This is a genomic window from Veillonellales bacterium, assembly GCA_039680175.1.
Taxonomy (GTDB): domain Bacteria; phylum Bacillota; class Negativicutes; order JAAYSF01; family JAAYSF01; genus JBDKTO01.
In genome coordinates this window covers 10296-29795 of the sequence record JBDKTO010000055.1, presented here as the reverse complement: position 1 = coordinate 29795, position 19500 = coordinate 10296, and the positions used below count along the sequence as shown (strand labels likewise).

Here is a 19500-nt window from a genome sequence, read left to right as displayed (position 1 = left end):
TGCCAAGTGCCAAGTGCCAAGTGCCAAGTGCCAAGTGCCAAGTGCCAAGTGCCAAGTGCCAAGTGCCAAGTGCCAAGTGCCAAGTGCCAAGTGCCAAGTGCCAAGTGCCAAGTGCCAAGTGCCAAGTGCAACATATATTATGTCTTAACTGGCAATACTATAATGCCGCGGGAGGCAGCCAAGGGGAGGAAATAGTACAATGACAGAACCGGAAGAAATTATCGCTGGCCGCAACAGTGTCGCCGAGGCGCTGAAAAGCGGCCGGCCGGTTAATAAAATTTTAATTGCCAAAGGGGAACGCAGCGGTTCCGTGCGGGGAATTATCGCTATAGCCCGGGAACAGGGGCTGGTTGTTCAGGAAGTGGAACAGGTCAGACTTGCTGCTTTGGCAAAGAGTGAGCATCACCAGGGGATAGTCGCTCTGACAGCGCCGGTGGCATATTCGACAATGGAAGCTATTCTTGCCAGGGCACAGATCCAGGAGCAGCCTCCGTTTCTTGTGCTGCTGGATGAGTTGGAGGATCCTCATAATGTTGGCGCTATTTTACGAACAGCGGATGCTGCCGGGGTACATGGAGTTTTGATGCCCAAGCGGCGCAGTTGTCCGCTTTCGGCAACAGTGGCCAAAACCTCAGCCGGTGCGGTGGAATATGTGCCGGTTGCCCGGATTGGCAATATAGCGCAAACGTTAAAACAATTGAAAAAGGCCGGTATGTGGATTGTCGGCGCTGATATGGACGGCGATAAAAATTATTATGAAGCTGATTTAACCGGTCCTGTTGTGATTGTTGTTGGCAGTGAGGGACAGGGGATGGGACGGCTGACCAAAGAACAGTGTGATTTTGTTGTTCGAATTCCCATGCGGGGTCAAATCAATTCTCTGAATGCGTCGGTGGCGTGTTCATTGATGCTTTATGAAGTTTTACGACAACGGGAGATGAAAGGTTTGTGAAAAAATGGCGCGTTGCTCTCCTGGCCACTTTTCTGCTTGTGACAGGTACGGCGGGCTGGTGTTGTATCCATTCCCTGTTTTGGAACCGGGTTTATGCTGGAGTCGCCCTGGAAGGTGTGGAAATTGGCGGCTGCAGTCGGGATGAAGTTGCTCAAATCTTAGCTGTGTGGCAAAAAGAGCAAAGTAACAGACATGTTATGGCCTATTATGGTGATAAGCTGTTTGGGCTGGAGGCTCGTTCGATCGATTTTGATATTGATATCGGGTCCACGGTGGATGAGGTTTGGAACTTTGGCCGCAGCGGGTCGCTGTGGGATCGGCTGAAAAATATTCATTTGGCGATGACAAAAGGCTATCCTATACCCGTGCGGGTCAGGTATAATGAAACTAAACTGGACAACCTGGTTGAACAATGGAAGACAGCGATTGAACGGCAGCCCCGTAATGCGGCCTTAAGTTTGGTTAACGGTGGCGTGATTCCGCAGGAACAAGGCTGCAAATTGGAGACGGAGCGGCTTCGCCCCTTAGTGCTGCAGGCGTTGAAAGGGACGGACGATACCAGGATACCGCTGCCGGTTACACTGCTGGAGCCATCTGTTACGGTGAGTGATATAGAGCGGATCGGTATTCGGGAAATGATGGGAACTTTTACTACCGTATTTAATCCGGCGGATCAGAATCGTACTGCCAACATAAAGATAGCCGCCAGGAAAATTAATGGGCAGATGATTGAGCCTGGCGGCGTTTTTTCATTTAATGAAATTGTCGGTCCCAGGGAAAAGTCTCTCGGCTTTAAGGAAGCGATGGAGTATGTGGACGGTGAACTGGTGCCGGGAATCGGTGGCGGTATCTGTCAGGTTTCCTCCACTATCTACAATGCGGCTTTATTGGCAAATTTAAAAATTGCTGAGCGGTATAATCATTCAAAGCCCTTGGGATATATTCCTCTGGGCAGAGATGCTACCGTGGCATATGGGGTATTGGATTTTAAATTTGTCAACAATACCGCTTCTCCGGTGATGATTATGGCCGAAGCGGAAGATGATAAACTGGTCGCCGGAATCTTTGGCCCCAGCCGGCCGGCTGCTGCAGTAGAGATCGTGTCTGCCAATCAGCAGTTGATACCGCCGGCAGTTGTCAAACAGCAGGATGGCTCGCTGTATCTGGGGGAAAGTAAAGTCGATAAGCAGGGGAAACCGGGTTATGAGATAACGACGATACGGATAATCCGCCTGGAGGGGCAGGAGATAAAACGGGAGATTTTGTCTACCGACCGTTATCTTCCGGAGAATACGATTGTGAAGATTGGCAGTCTGATGCCTCCTTTTGCCGTGGGGAATGAATAGTTGTGTAATGTTAATATGGGAGAGTAGGTTTTATGGGAGATACGAAAAAGGATATCCTTTTGGTTGACGGGTATAATGTGATTCATGACTGGCCGGAATTAATCGTTTTCAAAGATCAGATGGATCATGCCCGGGACCGGTTGGTGGACAGTATGGCCGGCTATGGAGTCTATAAAAATTTTCGGGTGGTCATTGTTTTCGATGCCCATGGCATACCGGGGGAAAGTACCTGCCGAACAGTCTTTAATGATTTGGAAGTTGTTTTTACCAGCGAAGGGGAAACGGCTGACAGTTATATCGAAAGAATGAGTTATTGCTTAGTGCGTCAGGGGGAAAGGGTTTTTGTTGTAACATCCGACTGGGCGGAGCAGACGGTGATCTTAGGCGCCGGCGCTTTTCGTATATCTGCCCGGGAACTGGGGCAGGCTGTCCGGAAGTTTAAAAAAACAGCGGGAGAAGAGTTTGGCGATTCGATACCGAACTATCGGCGGCAGGAACTGGCTAACCGGTTGAGCCGGGAAGTCAGGCAGCGACTGGATGAGATCAGACGGGGACGCTAAGGGTAAGACAAGTTAAGCTTGACTAACCGCAGGAATATGGGGTATAATTTTTTTATGTAAGAAACATGTACTTAAAGTGGCAGGCACTAAGCAGATTTTAGTGCATTTTCTTTTTGCAGAACCAAAAACGTCTAAGAAAGGCTCCCGTCTGCGCCAGAGATTGGCGTGGGGCAAGTTTCTATCTAAAATAGAATGCAAATTTTAAGATTGGGGGCGATGCGATGCGAGTTAACGCGCAATGTGAGTTATATGTCGGGTTTGAAAATATGACGGATGAAGAAATCGTTATGGACGCCAAAGAAAATGACAATACCGTTGCACTGGATTATCTGATTAATAAGTACCGCAATTTTGTTCGTGCGAAGGCAAGATCTTATTTCCTGATTGGTGCTGATCGTGAAGATATCATTCAGGAAGGGATGATTGGCTTATATAAAGCGATTCGGGATTTTCGCAATGATAAGCTTTCCTCATTTCGGGCTTTTGCCGAATTATGCGTGACCCGTCAGATTATTACCGCGATCAAGACGGCTACCAGACAAAAGCATATCCCCTTGAACTCTTATATTTCCTTAAATAAACCAATATATGATGAAGATTCTGACCGTACATTATTGGATGTATTGTCAGGTTCTAAAATTTCCGACCCGGAGGAATTGGTTATCAGCCGGGAAGAGTTTATTGATATTGAAGAAAAGATGGGGCAGATTTTAAGTGATCTGGAATGGAAAGTGCTGATGTCCTATCTGGACGGCAAGTCCTATCAGGAAATTGCGGTAGAACTGGAGCGGCATGTTAAATCTATCGACAATGCTCTGCAACGGGTAAAACGGAAACTGGAACGCTATCTGGACAATCGCAGCGAAGAGAATGATGTGAATGGTGTATGCAAGGATATAACCGGTCTCAACAAGGAAATGCAAATGGAAATCGGCGATTGCAATGATCATACTGACGACTAACAAAATGGACATCCGAATAAGGGTGTCTTTTTTAAAATAGGTATCAAATGGAATATGAGGCAGAAAATGGTAACGCGTGGAATCGGCTGATTGGAGGAGAAAGGCAAATGAACCAGTTTCATACTATTGGCGTGCTTACCGGCGGCGGAGACTGCCCCGGATTGAATGCGGTAATCCGGGCAGTGGTAAAAACAGCTGTCGGCTGCGGAATGAAGGTCTGGGGAATAAAAAATGGCTTTGGTGGTTTGGTGGAAAATCAGATGCTGGAATTAGACATTCAAGCGGTATCGGGAATTCTGCCTCGGGGAGGGACGATTTTAGGCACTACGAACCGGGATAATCCTTTTCATTACCGGGTGCTTGAGGCGGGGCAGGTTGCTTATCGGGATATGTCCGGCCAGGCAATGAAGAATTTGGAAAATGCCGGTATCGAGGCTCTTATTGTTATCGGCGGCGACGGCAGTTTGAAAATAGGGGCGGAATTTGCCGGTTTGGGCCTGCCGGTGGCGGCAGTGCCGAAAACAATCGACAATGATATTTCCGGTACGGAGCGCACCTTCGGATTTGATACGGCCGTTACTGTGGCAACTGATGCTTTGGACCGGCTTCATACTACGGCGGAATCTCATCACCGGGTGATGCTGCTGGAAGTCATGGGCAGATATGCCGGTTGGATCGCTCTGCATTCCGGGCTGGCCGGCGGTGCGGACTGCATTTTAATACCGGAGATTCCTTACAGCGTTGATTCGGTGATTCAGAAAATTTCCCGGCGTCAGGCACAGGGGAAATCCTTTAGTATCATCGTTATAGCAGAAGGAACGGTAGAAGTCGGCGGACAGCTTATGGGTACGCAGGCGGCAGCCGGCAGTACGGAAAAAATCCGGCTGGGCGGCGCTGGTGAGAAACTGGCGCAGGAGATCGAGAACCGTACGGGGATTGAATGCCGTTGTACCGTATTAGGACACCTTCAGCGGGGCGGAAGTCCGACAGCATTTGACCGGGTGCTGGCAACTCGTTACGGCATTGCTGCCGTAGAAGTTTTACGGCAGGGTAAACAAGGCTGTATGGTAGCTTTAAAGCAAAACCGGATTGTTAATATTCCGGTAAAGGAAATTGCCGGCAAGTCCCACAATGTTCCGGTAAATGGAGAACTCATCAAGGCCGCGCGAGGGATTGACATTTGCTTCGGTGATTAGTTTCACTTCTTATTTCAATATGTTAGTAAATACCACTTTACAGCAAATGATATTTATGATAACATTATATCTCGTCACGATATATGAGTAATATGGCTCACAAAATTCGGAGGGGTTCCCGAGTGGCTAAAGGGAGCAGACTGTAAATCTGCCGGCATCGCCTTCGCTGGTTCGAATCCAGCCCCCTCCACCAGATTAATAATGAAAAAGATATTGACATAACAAAGAAATTATTATATAATAAATTTTGTCACTGAGACAAAAGCTGGGAAAATTTTAATGCTGGCGTAGCTCAATTGGTAGAGCAGCTGACTTGTAATCAGCAGGTTGGGAGTTCGATTCTTCTCGCCAGCTCCATTCAACAGTTTATAAGGAGAGGTTCCCGAGTGGCTAAAGGGAGCAGACTGTAAATCTGCCGGCATCGCCTTCGCTGGTTCGAATCCAGCCCTCTCCACCACACAAATTTTATATCGCGGGGTGGAGCAGCTGGCAGCTCGTCGGGCTCATAACCCGAAGGTCGCAGGTTCAAATCCTGCCCCCGCAACCAAAAAAAATCTGCTGATGTAGCTCAGTCGGTAGAGCGTATCCTTGGTAAGGATAAGGTCACCGGTTCAATCCCGGTCATCAGCTCCATTTTATAGTAGAGATACCGCTATTTGGCGGCAAAACTGTTTGGCGGCGTAGCTCAGTTGGCTAGAGCATGCGGTTCATACCCGCAGTGTCCGGGGTTCAAATCCCTGCGCCGCCACCAAAAAAATGTATAAAACCTCGCAAATGCGAGGCTTTTTTGTTTTTGGCAGCAGGAATTTCAGCACATCCGCTAGAATTCTATTCTAATATTCAGTAAACTGAGGAGGAAACAATGTACAATGGCTAAGAAAAAGTTTGAAAGAACCAAGCCCCATGTAAACATTGGTACCATCGGTCATGTCGACCATGGGAAAACTTCGCTGACTGCCGCCATCACTTTGACTCTTTCGAAAAGCGGCGGTGCCGAATTCATGGCGTATGATATGATTGACAAGGCGCCGGAAGAAAGAGAACGCGGTATTACCATTAATACGGCCCATGTTGAGTATGAAACAGCCAATCGCCACTATGCCCATGTGGACTGCCCAGGCCACGCGGACTATGTTAAAAATATGATTACCGGTGCGGCGCAGATGGATGGCGCAATTCTCGTGGTAAGTGCCGCTGATGGTCCGATGCCGCAAACCCGTGAGCATATTCTGCTGTCCCGCCAGGTAGGTGTACCGGCGATGGTCGTATTTTTGAACAAAGCCGATTTGGTGGATGATCCTGAATTAATGGAACTGGTTGAGATGGAAGTTCGCGAACTTCTGAGCAGCTATGATTTTCCCGGCGATGACATTCCGATCATTACCGGTTCTGCCGTAAAAGCTCTGGAGTGCGGCTGTGCGAAGCCTGACTGCCCATGGTGCGGCAAAATCTATGATTTGATGAAAGCGGTTGATGAATATATTCCTACGCCGAAGCGGGATACGGATAAACCCTTCCTGATGCCGGTGGAAGATGTATTTACTATTACCGGTCGTGGTACCGTTGCTACCGGCCGTGTGGAACGCGGTGCTGTTAAAGTCGGTGATACGGTTGAAATCGTCGGTATGGCTGAGAAACCAAAATCGACGGTTGTAACGGGAGTGGAAATGTTCCGCAAACTGCTGGATCAGGCGGTAGCCGGGGATAATATCGGCGCGCTGCTGCGGGGCATTGAACGGAAGGAAATTGAACGGGGACAGGTTTTGGCTAAGCCTGGCAGTATCCATCCCCATACGAAATTCAAAGCGGAAGTTTATGTACTGTCGAAAGAAGAAGGTGGCCGGCATACTCCCTTCTTTTCCAACTATCGGCCTCAATTCTATTTCCGTACTACCGATGTTACCGGTGTGGTACAGCTGCCGGAAGGCGTGGAGATGTGTATGCCGGGGGATAATGTTCAGATGTCGATCGAACTGATTACGCCTATCGCCATTGAAGAAGGGCTGCGGTTTGCCATCCGCGAAGGCGGCCGCACGGTCGGGGCCGGTGTGGTAACCGCAATAAGTGAATAGTAAAGAATGTCAAAACCCGGTTGACCGCCAACCGGGTTTTGTGTTTAATAACGAAAAGAACGGGAACGGACTGCAGGTGTATAAAATCGATACCTTGTGGATATATGTATAAAGCAGGGCCAATTTTTTCCATGGCTTACTTGCAACATGCCCGTACGTAGTATTGACATGAAGTTATAAGTGTGCTAAATTATATTAGTGACATTTTAAACAGGTATCATATTTACAGGGTAAGAGAGGTGCAAATCATGCGCAATGCGGTAACATTGGCCTGTACGGAATGCAAGCAGCGTAACTATCAGACCAATAAAAACAAGAAAAATGATCCGGATAGAATTGAATTTAACAAGTACTGCAAGTTCTGCAAAAAACATACTTTACACAAAGAAACAAAATAACTTATAATATGCCCGTGGTGATGGATTGACAAGCAGGGTATAATTAATTTTGAATTGCCATAGTAGGGGTGTAGCTCAACTGGTAGAGTAGCGGTCTCCAAAACCGTTGGTTGCGGGTTCGATTCCTGCCGCCCCTGCCAGAAACTTTGTGTTTAATAGGAATTGGCAGTACGAGACGGGGATGTGGGAAAATGGCTGCTCAGGAAACGGCTGTTCAGGCCAATACGGTTCGCTGGAAAAAATTTTTGCGAGAAGTAAAAGCTGAATTAAAAAAAGTGTCATGGCCGACTAAAAAAGAACTTGTTTCCAATACGGGGATTGTATTTGTATCTGTAGTGGTTGTGGCAGTTATGATTTGGGCGGTTGACACAGTTTTTGCCGAGATATTACGCGCTATAATCAGGTAAGCTAAGGGGGTGGGGGACGTACCTAACGTCCCTTGAGGCAATGGAATCCGAAAAAAATTGGTATGTAATCCATACATATTCCGGCTATGAAAACAAAGTGAAAGCCAATCTTGAACGCAAGGTTCACTCCATGGGCATGGAAAATGAGATTTTTCGTATATTGGTGCCGATGGAAGATGAAGTGGAAATTAAGGACGGCAAGAAGAAGATTACGAAGAAAAAAGTGTTTCCCGGATATGTATTGGTTGAAATGATTGTAAATGACAGATCTTGGTATGTTGTGCGCAATACACCGGGAGTAACCGGCTTTGTTGGTTCGGGTACCAAGCCTATCCCGCTTACTGATACTGAAGTAAAGCACATCCTTAAGTCGATGGGGATGGAGGAAGTTAAACCGCAGCTGGATATTAAGGTATCCCAGCCGGTGCGCATTAATTCCGGTGCCTTTGAAAACTGGACGGCTACGGTCCTGGAAATTCATTCTGATCGCAGTAAACTAAAAGTGCTTGTCAATATGTTTGGACGTGAAACTCCTGTAGAACTGGATTTCAGTCAGGTGGAAAAAATTTAGTACCTGAAACGGTATACAAGTATATAAGGGGGTGTAATAAAAATGGCTAAAAAAGTTGTAAAACTTGTAAAACTGCAAGTCCCTGCCGGTAAAGCTACTCCAGCACCACCCGTCGGTCCTGCCCTCGGTCAAGCTGGCGTGAATATTATGGCCTTTGTTAAAGATTTTAATGAAAGAACTGCAAAACAGGCTGGGTTAATCATTCCGGTTGAGATTACCGTATTTGAAGACCGATCATTTACCTTTGTCACAAAGACTCCGCCGGCTGCGGTATTGCTGAAAAAAGCCGCAGGCATTGAAACGGCTTCCGGTGAACCGAATAAGAAAAAGGTAGCAAAAGTCGGCCGCGACAAAGTACGCGAAATTGCCGAATCAAAAATGCAGGATCTTAACGCTGCCAGCGTCGAAGCCGCTATGCGGATGATTGAGGGTACTGCCCGCAGCATGGGGATCGACGTCGTCGACTAGTTTACTGGTTGGGCGATAGACTTAGAGGCTGTTCAAGAGCTGCCAGATGCAAGGCAGTACAGCGCCGCAGATGGTAGATTTTCAATAGATTTCTCTAGTCGTGTGGGAGGAATATCCGTTTATACCACATTTAAGTAGGAGGAATTACACAATGGCAATTCATGGGAAAAAGTATATGGAAGCTGCTAAGCTGATTGATGATGCGAAACTGTATGAACCAGAAGAGGCAATTGAAATTATAAAAAAATCAGCTACCGCTAAATTTGATGAGACAGTGGAAGCAGCCATTAAATTGGGCGTAGATCCCAAATATGCCGATCAACAGGTTCGCGGTGCAGTAGTGTTGCCTCATGGTACCGGTAAATCGAAGCGGGTTCTGGTATTTGCCAAAGGTGAAAAAGCGAAAGAAGCTGAAACCGCCGGGGCTGATTTTGTTGGTGCCGAGGATATGGTGGCCAAAATACAGGGCGGCTGGGCTGATTTTGACGTTGCCGTTGCTACACCGGATATGATGGGTACAGTTGGCCGTCTGGGTAAAATTTTGGGACCGAAGGGTTTAATGCCAAATCCTAAAGTAGGAACCGTTACGCTTGATTTAACCCGTGCGATTAATGAAATTAAAGCCGGTAAAATTGAGTACCGTACTGACAAAGCCGGCAATATCCATGCGCCGATTGGCAAGGCATCTTTTGAAGCCGATAAGCTCCTTAAAAATTTCCGTACGTTAATTGATACATTGATTAAAGTAAAACCGGCTGGGGCAAAGGGCCAATATATGCGCAGCATTACCCTGAGTACCACCATGGGGCCCGGCGTAAAAGTAAATCCGCTGAAGGCACCCGGCAAGAAGGAATAGCACAACTGGTTTTGTATTCCCGGTTTATACAATTCAATAGTCTGATTAGGCTGTAGACAGCAGGTAAAATTTCGTCAAGAAATATATTAAAGGACAAAGTGTCCGCCTGCCGAGGCCGGGGATAGTAAGATGGTTTACCATTAGCGACCTCCGGTTATACTGCCGGTGGTCGCTTTGTTGTTCAATTTTATAAAGGAGGTGGATTTGATGCCTGTAACAGCAGAAAAGAAACAAATTGTGGAAGAACTAAAAGAAAAGCTTTCGAACACGAAAGGCGCGGTCATAACGAACTACCGCGGCCTTAATGTAGCCCAGGATACAAAATTGCGCCGCAAACTCCGCGAGGCCGGTGTGGAATATCGCGTTGTAAAAAATACGATGACCCGCATTGCCGCCCAGGAAACCGGGTTGGCAGGGTTAGCCCCCGTACTTGAAGGACCTACGGCTATTGCGATGTCCTATACCGATCCTGTTGCGCCGGCAAAACTGATTTCCGATTTCATTAAGGAAAACAAACTGCAGGCGCTGGAAATAAAAGCAGGACTGGTAGAAGGCCAGGTGATCGATGCGAAAGGCGTTAAAGAGCTGGCCGGGCTGCCGCCCAAGGAAGTGCTTATTGCCAAAATGCTTGGCAGTATGCAGTCACCAGTGGTTGGTTTGGTCAATGTTCTGCAAGGTTCGATTCGCAACTTGGTTTATGCCCTTGACGCAGTACGCCAGCAAAAAGAATCTGCGTAACCGTTTTCATGACCCGGTGTGGAATAAATTACGAATGAAATTAATGGAGGTATTTTACAATGACAAAAGAAGAAATTATGCAAGCGATTGAGAACATGACTGTTCTCGAATTATCTGAACTGGTAAAAGCTCTGGAAGAAAAATTCGGCGTGTCCGCGGCGGCTCCCGTTGCGGTAGCGGCTGCTCCGGCTGCCGGCGGTGCTGCTCCGGCTGCTGAAGAACAAACCGAATTTGATGTAGTTCTTACTGCTGCCGGCGGTTCTAAGATCAATGTTATTAAAGTTGTTCGTGAAATCACCGGGCTGGGTCTGAAGGATGCTAAGGAATTAGTTGACAGCGCTCCCAAAGCGATCAAAGAAAAAGTAGCAAAAGCAGATGCCGAAGCGATTAAAACCAAATTGACTGATGCCGGCGCCAGTGTGGAAGTTAAGTAAGATTATTTTAAGGTAGCTTTGTTAGCGGTCTGATTGGCCGATCTTAAAATATAAAGAGTACCTTCCGGGTACTCTTTATATTTTTTAATAGTAAATGCATCAGATATCTTGACAGATTATTCTACATATGATATTATTCTTTATTGCAGTATGCGTTTGTTTTCCAGTAGAAATGTCTAATATTGGCAGCTCCTAAACTGCTCAGCAGGTAATGTTTTCATGCGCAGTGATAACATTTTTAATGTTATAGTCTCATTTAGGAGGGTATAATTTTGCTACTGGCAGGAAATAGTAATATAATGGAGGATGAAATTGTATTTCATCAGAATGAAAAACGCAAGGTCTTATCCGACTTGAAGAACCTTGCCTTTTTTTCGTATTTTAGTCTAGCGCAAGGTCTATTCTTATCTGCGGTAAAAAAATTATGGCGGTAAAGTATCCTTATTATTTACTGCACAAATTCGTATTATGTGTTTGCTTTTTCAAAATTGGGCTAAGGGGTGAAGGATTTAATGTTTAATCCTGTTCCGGTGGGCAAGAGGGTCAGATACAGTTACGCCAAAATTAAAGAAGTACTGGACATGCCTAACCTCATTGAAATCCAGAAGAATTCTTACAGTTGGTTTCTTAAAGAAGGCTTACAGGAAATTTTCCATGATATTTCACCAATTCAGGACTTTACGGGGAATCTGGTATTGTCGTTTGAGCACTTCACCTTAGGTGAGCCGAAATATGCTGTGGAAGAATGTAAGGAGCGGGACGTTACATATTCAGCCCCTTTGCGTGTCAATGTTCGACTGATCAACCGGGAGACCGGTGAGATTAAAGAACAAGAAGTTTTCATGGGCGATTTTCCGCTGATGACCGATACGGGTACTTTTATTATTAACGGTGCCGAACGGGTTATTGTCAGCCAGCTGGTTCGTTCCCCGGGAGCCTATTACGGGGAGACTATTGATACCAGCGGCAAAAAATTATATAATGCTACGGTGATTCCTAATCGCGGTGCCTGGCTTGAGCTGGAAACCGATGCTAATGACGTATTATCTGTGCGGATTGACCGTACGAGAAAACTGCCGGTTACGGTGCTTATCCGGGCCTTGGGATATGCCTCTAACGGGGCCATTGCCGAATTGTTTTATAATGATCCGCGCATCCAGTCTACTTTGGAACGGGATAATACGAGTTCCAAAGAAGAAGCTCTGGTGGAAATATATAAACGGTTGCGTCCGGGAGAACCACCGACAGTTGATAATGCAACCCAGCTGCTGGAGTCGCTGTTTTTTGATCCCAAACGCTATGATTTAGCGACAGTAGGACGCTATAAATTGACGAAAAAACTAGGATGGCGGCGCCGCTTAATGGGGAAGACGCTGTACCAGCCTATTGTGAATAAAGAAACTGGCGAAATCGTAGTGCCGGCAGATGTTGTGATTGACGAGAAGCTGCTGAATCAGATTGAACAGAATGGCGTATTCGGCGGCGAGCAGCTCATTGAAGTTCATGTTAAGCAGAAAGACGGGACGCCGCTGAAAATGATTTGCAATCCAACGCTGCCTTATATGCATCGGACGATTACCCGCGAGGATATTATGGCGGTTATTAATTATTTGCTGAATCTGATCGAAGGATTCGGCAACACCGATGATATTGATCATCTTGGCAATCGACGGCTGCGCTCTGTCGGCGAGCTGCTGCAAAATCAGTTTCGTATCGGCCTTTCCCGGATGGAGCGGGTCGTTAAGGAACGGATGACGATTCAGGATGTGGATGTGATTACGCCTCAGGCGCTGATTAATATCCGTCCGGTTGTGGCTGCTATCAAAGAATTTTTTGGATCCAGCCAATTGTCTCAGTTTATGGATCAGACGAATCCATTGGCCGAACTTACCCATAAACGTCGTCTCAGTGCCCTTGGACCTGGCGGTTTGAGCCGGGAGCGGGCCGGATTTGAAGTCCGCGATGTCCATCACTCCCATTATGGCCGCATGTGCCCGATTGAGACGCCGGAAGGTCCAAATATCGGTCTGATCGGCTCACTGGCTACGTTTGGGAGAATCAATGAATTTGGTTTTATTGAAACTCCCTATCGGAAGATCGATAAGGAAAACCGCAAGGTTACGGAAGAAGTACATTATTTGACGGCAGATGAAGAAGATGAAGTTGTCTGCGCCCAGGCCAATGAGGAACTGACCGAAGATTCTTGGTTTAAAAAACCGCGGGTTATTGTACGTTATCGTCAGGATACTTTGGCTGTTCCGGCGGAACAAGTCGACTATATGGATGTATCGCCGAAACAGGTTGTTTCCATTGCAACGGCGATGATTCCTTTTTTGGAAAATGACGATGCCAACCGAGCCTTAATGGGAGCGAATATGCAGCGTCAGGCAGTGCCCCTTTTAAGAACCCAGGCTCCCCTTGTGGGTACCGGGATGGAATATAAAGCGGCTCGGGATTCGGGAGTCGTAGCTTTGGCTAAAAATGCCGGCTTTGTGGAAAAGGTGACTGCAAACGAAATCCATATTCGCACCCAGCAGGGTACGCTGGATACTTATAAGTTACTGAAATATCTACGGTCCAATCAGGGAACCTGTATTAATCAGAAACCTATTGTTTATAAAGGGGAACAGGTTGAAAAAGGGCAGGTTCTGGCTGACGGACCGGCGACGGATAGAGGCGAACTGGCGTTAGGCTTTAACGTTCTGGTTGCTTTTATGCCTTGGGAAGGGTATAACTACGAAGATGCCATTCTTCTCAGCGAGAATTTGGTAAAAGCGGACGTTTTCACTTCCATTCATATTGAGGAATATGAATGCGATGCCCGGGATACTAAGTTAGGGCCGGAAGAGATTACCCGGGATATTCCTAATGTGGCGGAAGAAGCATTGCGGGATATGGACGATCGTGGAATTATCCGTATCGGCGCCGAAGTCAGACCAGGCGATATTCTAGTTGGCAAGGTAACGCCTAAAGGGGAGACTGAGCTTACCGCCGAAGAACGGCTGCTGCGGGCAATATTTGGTGAAAAAGCCCGAGAAGTCCGGGACACTTCACTGCGGGTGCCTCATGGCGAAGCCGGTAAAATCGTCGATGTGAAAGTATTTAGCCGGGAAAATGGCGATGAACTGCCACCAGGCGTCAATCATTTGGTTCGCGTTTATATCGCCCAGAAACGTAAAATATCCGAAGGCGATAAAATGGCAGGCCGCCATGGCAATAAAGGCGTTGTTTCCCGGATCATGCGAGAAGAAGATATGCCCTTCCTGCCTGATGGTACACCAGTGCAGATTGTTCTCAATCCATTGGGGGTTCCATCCCGGATGAACATCGGACAGGTGCTGGAAACACATCTCGGTATGGCTGCTGCTGCTTTTGGCATGCAGATTAAGGCCAATGTACCCGGCCTTGAAGAAAAGTTCAAAAATCTTGGCTATGATGTGGAAAAATACGGCTTACCAAAACCGGACATTGCCGGAGTGCATTTAGCTACACCCGTATTCGACGGTGCCCATGAAGAAGAAATTTTTCAAACATTAAAAGCCGCCGGATTGCCTGAGGACGGCAAAACGGTGCTGTACGACGGTCGTACCGGTGAAGCTTTTGATAATCCGGTAACAGTCGGTTATGTATATATGTTAAAATTGGCACATTTAGTGGATGATAAAATTCATGCCCGGTCTACCGGCCCGTACTCCTTGGTAACACAACAGCCTCTGGGAGGCAAAGCTCAGTTCGGGGGTCAGCGGTTTGGCGAGATGGAGGTTTGGGCGCTGGAAGCTTATGGCGCCGCTTACACCTTGCAGGAACTGTTAACAGTTAAATCCGACGACGTGGTTGGCCGGGTGAAAACCTACGAAGCCATAGTTAAAGGAGAAAATGTACCGGAACCGGGCGTGCCGGAATCCTTTAAGGTTTTAATTAAAGAATTGCAGAGTATCGGTTTGGATGTGAAGGTTCTGACGGAGGATGCCCAGGAAATTATGATTCGTGATACCGATGATGATATTCACGAAACAGCGAAAGAACTGGAGCTTAGTTTGGGCGGAGAGGAAAATCGGCATACTTCGCCCCATGAACGCAAGCAAGCTGATTTTGAACCGGATGTCGTGGATGAACTTGAGGCCAATGACGATATCGCACCGGTGGAGGAAGAATTAGATATTATTGCTGAGATTGGCGAACTTGATTCCGACAAGCTTACCGCGGCCGATCCGGAAAAGGATGATGCAGCGGAACTATCGGATCATGCGTTTTCCAAGAAACTGAAAACCAAGGATAAAAAACTCAATCCCCGTGAATTTTTAGATGAGATTGACGACGACATCGAGTAATGGAGAAGGGAGTGTTCACCCTTTGTTGGATGTAAATAATTTTGATTCAATGCGCATAGGCTTAGCATCGCCGGAGCAGATTCGCAAATGGTCCCATGGTGAAGTAAAAAAACCGGAAACTATTAATTACCGGACATTAAAACCGGAACGGGACGGTTTGTTTTGTGAAAGGATTTTTGGACCAACCCGGGATTGGGAGTGTCATTGCGGTAAATACAAGCGGATTCGTTACAAAGGTATTATTTGTGACCGCTGCGGTGTAGAAGTGACCCGGTCTAAAGTGCGGCGCGATCGGATGGGGCATATTGAGTTGGCCGCTCCGGTATCTCATATTTGGTATTTTAAGGGAATTCCTAGTCGTATGGGGCTTATTCTGGATATCTCGCCCCGCTCTTTAGAAAAGGTTCTTTATTTTGCTTCTTATATTGTTTTGGATCCCGGCGATACACCGTTGATGAAGAAACAGCTGCTCAGTGAAAATGAATACCGGGAATACCGGGATAAATATAGCAATGCTTTTAAAGTGGGCATGGGCGCTGAAGCGGTAAAGAAACTGCTTGACGAATTGGAACTCGAAAAGATGAGCAAGGATTTGCGTCAGGAACTGAAAGAAGTCAGCGGGCAACGTAAAATTCGTGCGATTCGCCGGCTGGAGGTCGTGGAAGCTTTCCGCAAATCGGGCAATAATCCTTCATGGATGATTCTGGATGTCGTACCGGTGATTCCGCCGGAATTGCGGCCTATGGTTCAACTGGACGGCGGTAGATTTGCCACGTCCGACTTAAATGATCTCTACCGCCGGGTTATTAATCGTAACAATCGGCTAAAACGGTTGCTGGATTTAGGCGCGCCTGACATTATTGTCCGCAATGAAAAGCGGATGCTCCAGGAAGCGGTGGACGCGCTGATCGACAACGGTCGCCGCGGCCGCCCTGTTACCGGTCCCGGCAATCGTCCACTGAAGTCTTTAAGCGATATGCTGAAAGGCAAGCAGGGACGGTTTCGTCAGAATCTGCTGGGAAAACGGGTGGACTATTCCGGTCGTTCTGTTATCGTTGTCGGTCCTGAACTCAAGATGCATCAATGCGGACTGCCGAAGGAAATGGCATTGGAACTGTTTAAGCCTTTTGTGATGAAAAAATTGGTTAATGCCGGTCATGCTCATAACATTAAGAGCGCTAAGCGGATGGTGGAACGGGTACGCCCGGAAGTATGGGATGTTTTGGAAGAGGTTATTAAAGAACATCCGGTGCTGCTGAATCGCGCGCCGACGCTTCACCGGCTGGGCATTCAGGCTTTTGAGCCGGTACTGTCCGAAGGACGGGCTATTAAGATTCATCCCCTTGTATGTACTGCTTATAACGCAGACTTTGATGGTGACCAGATGGCAGTTCATGTACCTTTGTCGGCGGAAGCCCAGGCGGAGGCCAGGTTGCTGATGCTTTCATCGAATAATATTTTATCGACGAAAGACGGCAAACCGGTTGCTGTGCCGACACAGGATATGGTTTTAGGGTCCTATTACTTGACAATTGAAAAACCGGGCGCTTTAGGTGAAGGTAAAATTATGAGCGGTATTAATGAAGCGCTGCTGGCATATTTTCATAAAGAACTATCCCTTCAGGCTAGGATCAAGGTTCGCATTCCCAATCATGGAATGGTTCATTCAACCTTAGGCCGTTTGATCTTCAATGAGCAGCTGCCGGAGGAAGTCCGCTATTACTATCAGAAAGAAGACGGTCTGCATCTTGGCATACTGATGGATAAGAAGCAGCTGGGAAAACTGGTTGCCAATTCCTATGCTAAGTTTGGCAGTTCCAAAACAGCCAATGTCCTCGACAGTGTGAAAAAATTAGGCTATTCCTTTGCTTGCCGGGCTGGAGTGACGGTCGCTATTGCCGATATTAAAATTCCGCCCCAGAAGAAAGAAATTTTGGCGGAAACCGATCGGCAGGTTGATGATATTGATCGAAAATATCGTCGCGGTTTAATTACCGACGATGAGCGCTATAAAAAAGTAATTGAACTTTGGACCAAGGCTACCGATGATGTAACCAAGGCCATGATGAATAATTTAGATCGGTTTAACCCGGTTTATATGATGGCAAATTCCGGTGCCCGCGGTAACATTCAGCAGATTCGCCAGCTGGCCGGTATGCGCGGACTGATGGCAGATCCATCGGGCCGGATTATTGATTTACCAATTAAGGCTAATTTCCGCGAAGGTTTGACTGTGTTAGAGTACTTTATTTCCACTCACGGTGCGCGGAAAGGTTTGGCGGATACCGCGCTGCGCACGGCTGATTCCGGGTATTTAACCCGTCGTCTTGTCGACGTTGCTCAAGATGTCATCGTTCGGGAAGAAGACTGCGACGTAGTCGGCATTAATTTGGTGCGGGAACGGGCGAAACTGGCCCAGTCCAGTGCTGGTGCCATTGATTTTCTGGGGGATACTTTGCTGGGCCGGGTGTTGGCTCAGGATGTCTTTGATCCCAAGACGGCTGATCTTATTGTGCCTCAGGATGCTACCTTGGATGAAAAAACTTTGCGGCTGATTGGCGAACACGGTGTGCCGGAAATAACACTGCGGGGTTTATCGACTCCAACAGAAGAAGATGTGAATATTGCTGCAACCAGCGAAACCATCACTTTAGGCGAACCGGAAGAGAAAGTCCGGCGTACCCTGAAAGAATCAATGATTCGGGAAATGCTGGGGAAGAATACCACAATTGCCATTAAAAACAGCAAAGACGAAGAAATTGTACCAGCCAATACTCCGCTTACGGAGGAGCATATAGAACAAATTCTCGCCAGTGATGTGCGGGAAGTTAAAGTCCGCAACAATAACATCAAGGGAATTACGGTTTCTGCAATTACCGAAGGCAATGGCATGATTGAGGAACTTAAAGACCGGATTGTTGGCCGGGTAGCGGCGGAAGATATTACCGATCCAAAAACCGGTGAGATTATTGTACCGCTGAACGGTGAAATTACCGAAGAATTAGCGGATAAAGTGGTCGCTGTCCGGGATAAAGTTTCGATTCGTTCCGTATTGACCTGTAAATCCCAGTACGGGGTGTGTATTAAATGCTATGGCCGTAATTTGGCGACCGGTCATCAGGTGGATGTGGGGGAAGCAGTGGGAATTATCGCTGCCCAGTCTATCGGCGAGCCGGGCACCCAGCTGACGATGCGTACCTTCCATACCGGCGGTGTGGCCGGCGACGATATTACCCAGGGTCTGCCCCGGGTTGAAGAACTGTTTGAGGCTCGCAAACCCAAGCGTCAGTCGATTATTACGGAAGTCGAAGGTAAAGTGGAAGTCAGGGATGTGAAGGGCGCCCGCAAGGTGACTATTCTTCCGTCATCCGGTGAGGAGCGGGTTTATCCGATCCCTTATGGCGCGCGGATTATCGTAAAAGATGATCAGATGGTAGAACCCGGCGACCGACTGACGGAAGGATCGGTTAATCCCCATGATATTCTGCGGGTTTGCGGCTTAAAAGATACTCAGCGTTATCTGGTATATGAAGTGCAAAAAGTTTATAAATCCCAGGGCGTTGAGATCAACGATAAACATATTGAAGTGATGGTTCGGCAGATGATGCATAAGGTCAAGATCGAGGAACCCGGTGATACCGAGCTTCTGCCAGGCGAGTACATCGACGTGAATACCTTTGAGACGGAAAATGCCAAGACAGTGGAAGCAGGTGGCGAACCGGCGGTGGCTCGGCCGATTTTGCTGGGGATTACCAAAGCGTCCCTGGCAACGGATTCCTTCCTGTCGGCAGCTTCCTTCCAGGAAACTACCAGGGTATTGACGGAAGCCGCTATTAAAGGCAAGGTCGATCCGCTGTTAGGTTTAAAAGAAAATGTTATTATCGGTAAGCTTGTACCGGCAGGAACGGGCATGAGCCGTTATCGCAATATCAAAATTACTCATCCGCCCAGCGGACAACCGACGGCGGAATAATCATTTACAGTTTCATTCCAAGACGTTTGACATTAAGTTCTGAACTAACTTGATGTCAAACGTCTTTTGGTTGCGAGCTGTGCGCCAACAGTCAGCAGCAAAAAACCACAGCTTTTTTACTCTATATGACACTCACGGTTCCGTGGGCATAAGAAGAGGCGATAAAACCAGAGAAAATCTGAACTTTTCGTAGAGAAGTTTATTGACATTAGCTTATGGGAATGATACTATATTAG

14 protein-coding genes, 7 tRNA genes and 1 pseudogene are annotated in these 19500 nt (G+C 47.3%); all 22 read left to right on the top strand.

The window, feature by feature from the left end; translation table 11 throughout:
• The first annotated feature begins 199 nt into the window (after nt 1-199).
• The 22 genes and pseudogenes from rlmB (at nt 200) to rpoC (ending at nt 19264) form a co-directional block, all read left to right on the top strand.
• A complete protein-coding gene (gene rlmB / locus ABFC84_08955) occupies nt 200-952 on the top strand; it encodes a 23S rRNA (guanosine(2251)-2'-O)-methyltransferase RlmB (GenBank protein ID MEN6412872.1) in 753 nt (250 codons plus the stop codon).
• Nucleotides 949-2298, top strand: a complete 1350-nt coding sequence (locus ABFC84_08950) for a VanW family protein (GenBank protein ID MEN6412871.1) — start codon at nt 949-951, stop codon at nt 2296-2298. Before rlmB ends, ABFC84_08950 begins: the two co-directional genes overlap by 4 nt.
• Nucleotides 2299-2330: 32 nt before the next feature.
• Nucleotides 2331-2858 carry an NYN domain-containing protein gene (locus ABFC84_08945; GenBank protein MEN6412870.1) on the top strand — a complete coding sequence of 176 codons (528 nt, stop codon included), beginning with the start codon at nt 2331-2333 and terminating at the stop codon, nt 2856-2858.
• A 221-nt stretch (nt 2859-3079) separates the two neighbouring features.
• Nucleotides 3080-3820, top strand: coding sequence for an RNA polymerase sporulation sigma factor SigH (gene sigH, locus ABFC84_08940; protein MEN6412869.1), 741 nt, complete (start codon nt 3080-3082; stop codon nt 3818-3820).
• Between the two features lie 107 nt (nt 3821-3927).
• A complete protein-coding gene (locus ABFC84_08935; GenBank protein MEN6412868.1) occupies nt 3928-5016 on the top strand; it encodes an ATP-dependent 6-phosphofructokinase in 1089 nt (362 codons plus the stop codon).
• A 108-nt stretch (nt 5017-5124) separates the two neighbouring features.
• Nucleotides 5125-5209 (top strand) — tRNA-Tyr (locus ABFC84_08930).
• 88 nt (nt 5210-5297) lie between these two features.
• A tRNA-Thr gene (locus ABFC84_08925) sits at nt 5298-5373 on the top strand.
• Between the two features lie 15 nt (nt 5374-5388).
• Nucleotides 5389-5473: transfer RNA gene (locus ABFC84_08920), tRNA-Tyr, on the top strand.
• Nucleotides 5474-5487: 14 nt separating this feature from the next.
• Nucleotides 5488-5563, top strand: a tRNA-Met gene (locus ABFC84_08915).
• Between the two features lie 10 nt (nt 5564-5573).
• Nucleotides 5574-5649, top strand: a tRNA-Thr gene (locus ABFC84_08910).
• Between the two features lie 41 nt (nt 5650-5690).
• A tRNA-Met gene (locus ABFC84_08905) sits at nt 5691-5767 on the top strand.
• Nucleotides 5768-5885: 118 nt separating this feature from the next.
• Nucleotides 5886-7088 (top strand): elongation factor Tu, encoded by a 1203-nt coding sequence (gene tuf / locus ABFC84_08900; protein MEN6412867.1) that lies wholly within the window; start codon nt 5886-5888, stop codon nt 7086-7088.
• A gap of 248 nt (nt 7089-7336) precedes the next feature.
• Nucleotides 7337-7486 (top strand): 50S ribosomal protein L33, encoded by a 150-nt coding sequence (gene rpmG, locus ABFC84_08895; GenBank protein ID MEN6412866.1) that lies wholly within the window; start codon nt 7337-7339, stop codon nt 7484-7486.
• Between the two features lie 64 nt (nt 7487-7550).
• Nucleotides 7551-7626: transfer RNA gene (locus ABFC84_08890), tRNA-Trp, on the top strand.
• A gap of 51 nt (nt 7627-7677) precedes the next feature.
• Nucleotides 7678-7893, top strand: a complete 216-nt coding sequence (secE, locus tag ABFC84_08885; protein ID MEN6412865.1) for a preprotein translocase subunit SecE — start codon at nt 7678-7680, stop codon at nt 7891-7893.
• Nucleotides 7894-7933: 40 nt separating this feature from the next.
• Nucleotides 7934-8464, top strand: a complete 531-nt coding sequence (gene nusG, locus ABFC84_08880) for a transcription termination/antitermination protein NusG (protein ID MEN6412864.1) — start codon at nt 7934-7936, stop codon at nt 8462-8464.
• 42 nt (nt 8465-8506) lie between these two features.
• Nucleotides 8507-8932 (top strand): 50S ribosomal protein L11, encoded by a 426-nt coding sequence (rplK, locus tag ABFC84_08875; GenBank protein MEN6412863.1) that lies wholly within the window; start codon nt 8507-8509, stop codon nt 8930-8932.
• 151 nt (nt 8933-9083) lie between these two features.
• Nucleotides 9084-9788: a 50S ribosomal protein L1 gene (gene rplA, locus ABFC84_08870; protein ID MEN6412862.1), complete on the top strand. Its 705-nt coding sequence runs from the start codon at nt 9084-9086 to the stop codon at nt 9786-9788.
• Nucleotides 9789-9995: 207 nt separating this feature from the next.
• Nucleotides 9996-10526, top strand: a complete 531-nt coding sequence (gene rplJ / locus ABFC84_08865; GenBank protein ID MEN6412861.1) for a 50S ribosomal protein L10 — start codon at nt 9996-9998, stop codon at nt 10524-10526.
• 59 nt (nt 10527-10585) lie between these two features.
• A complete protein-coding gene (gene rplL, locus ABFC84_08860; protein MEN6412860.1) occupies nt 10586-10960 on the top strand; it encodes a 50S ribosomal protein L7/L12 in 375 nt (124 codons plus the stop codon).
• Between the two features lie 512 nt (nt 10961-11472).
• Nucleotides 11473-15000: pseudogene (rpoB, locus tag ABFC84_08855) on the top strand (DNA-directed RNA polymerase subunit beta).
• 313 nt (nt 15001-15313) lie between these two features.
• Nucleotides 15314-19264 (top strand): DNA-directed RNA polymerase subunit beta', encoded by a 3951-nt coding sequence (rpoC, locus tag ABFC84_08850; GenBank protein MEN6412859.1) that lies wholly within the window; start codon nt 15314-15316, stop codon nt 19262-19264.
• Nucleotides 19265-19500: the final 236 nt, after the last annotated feature.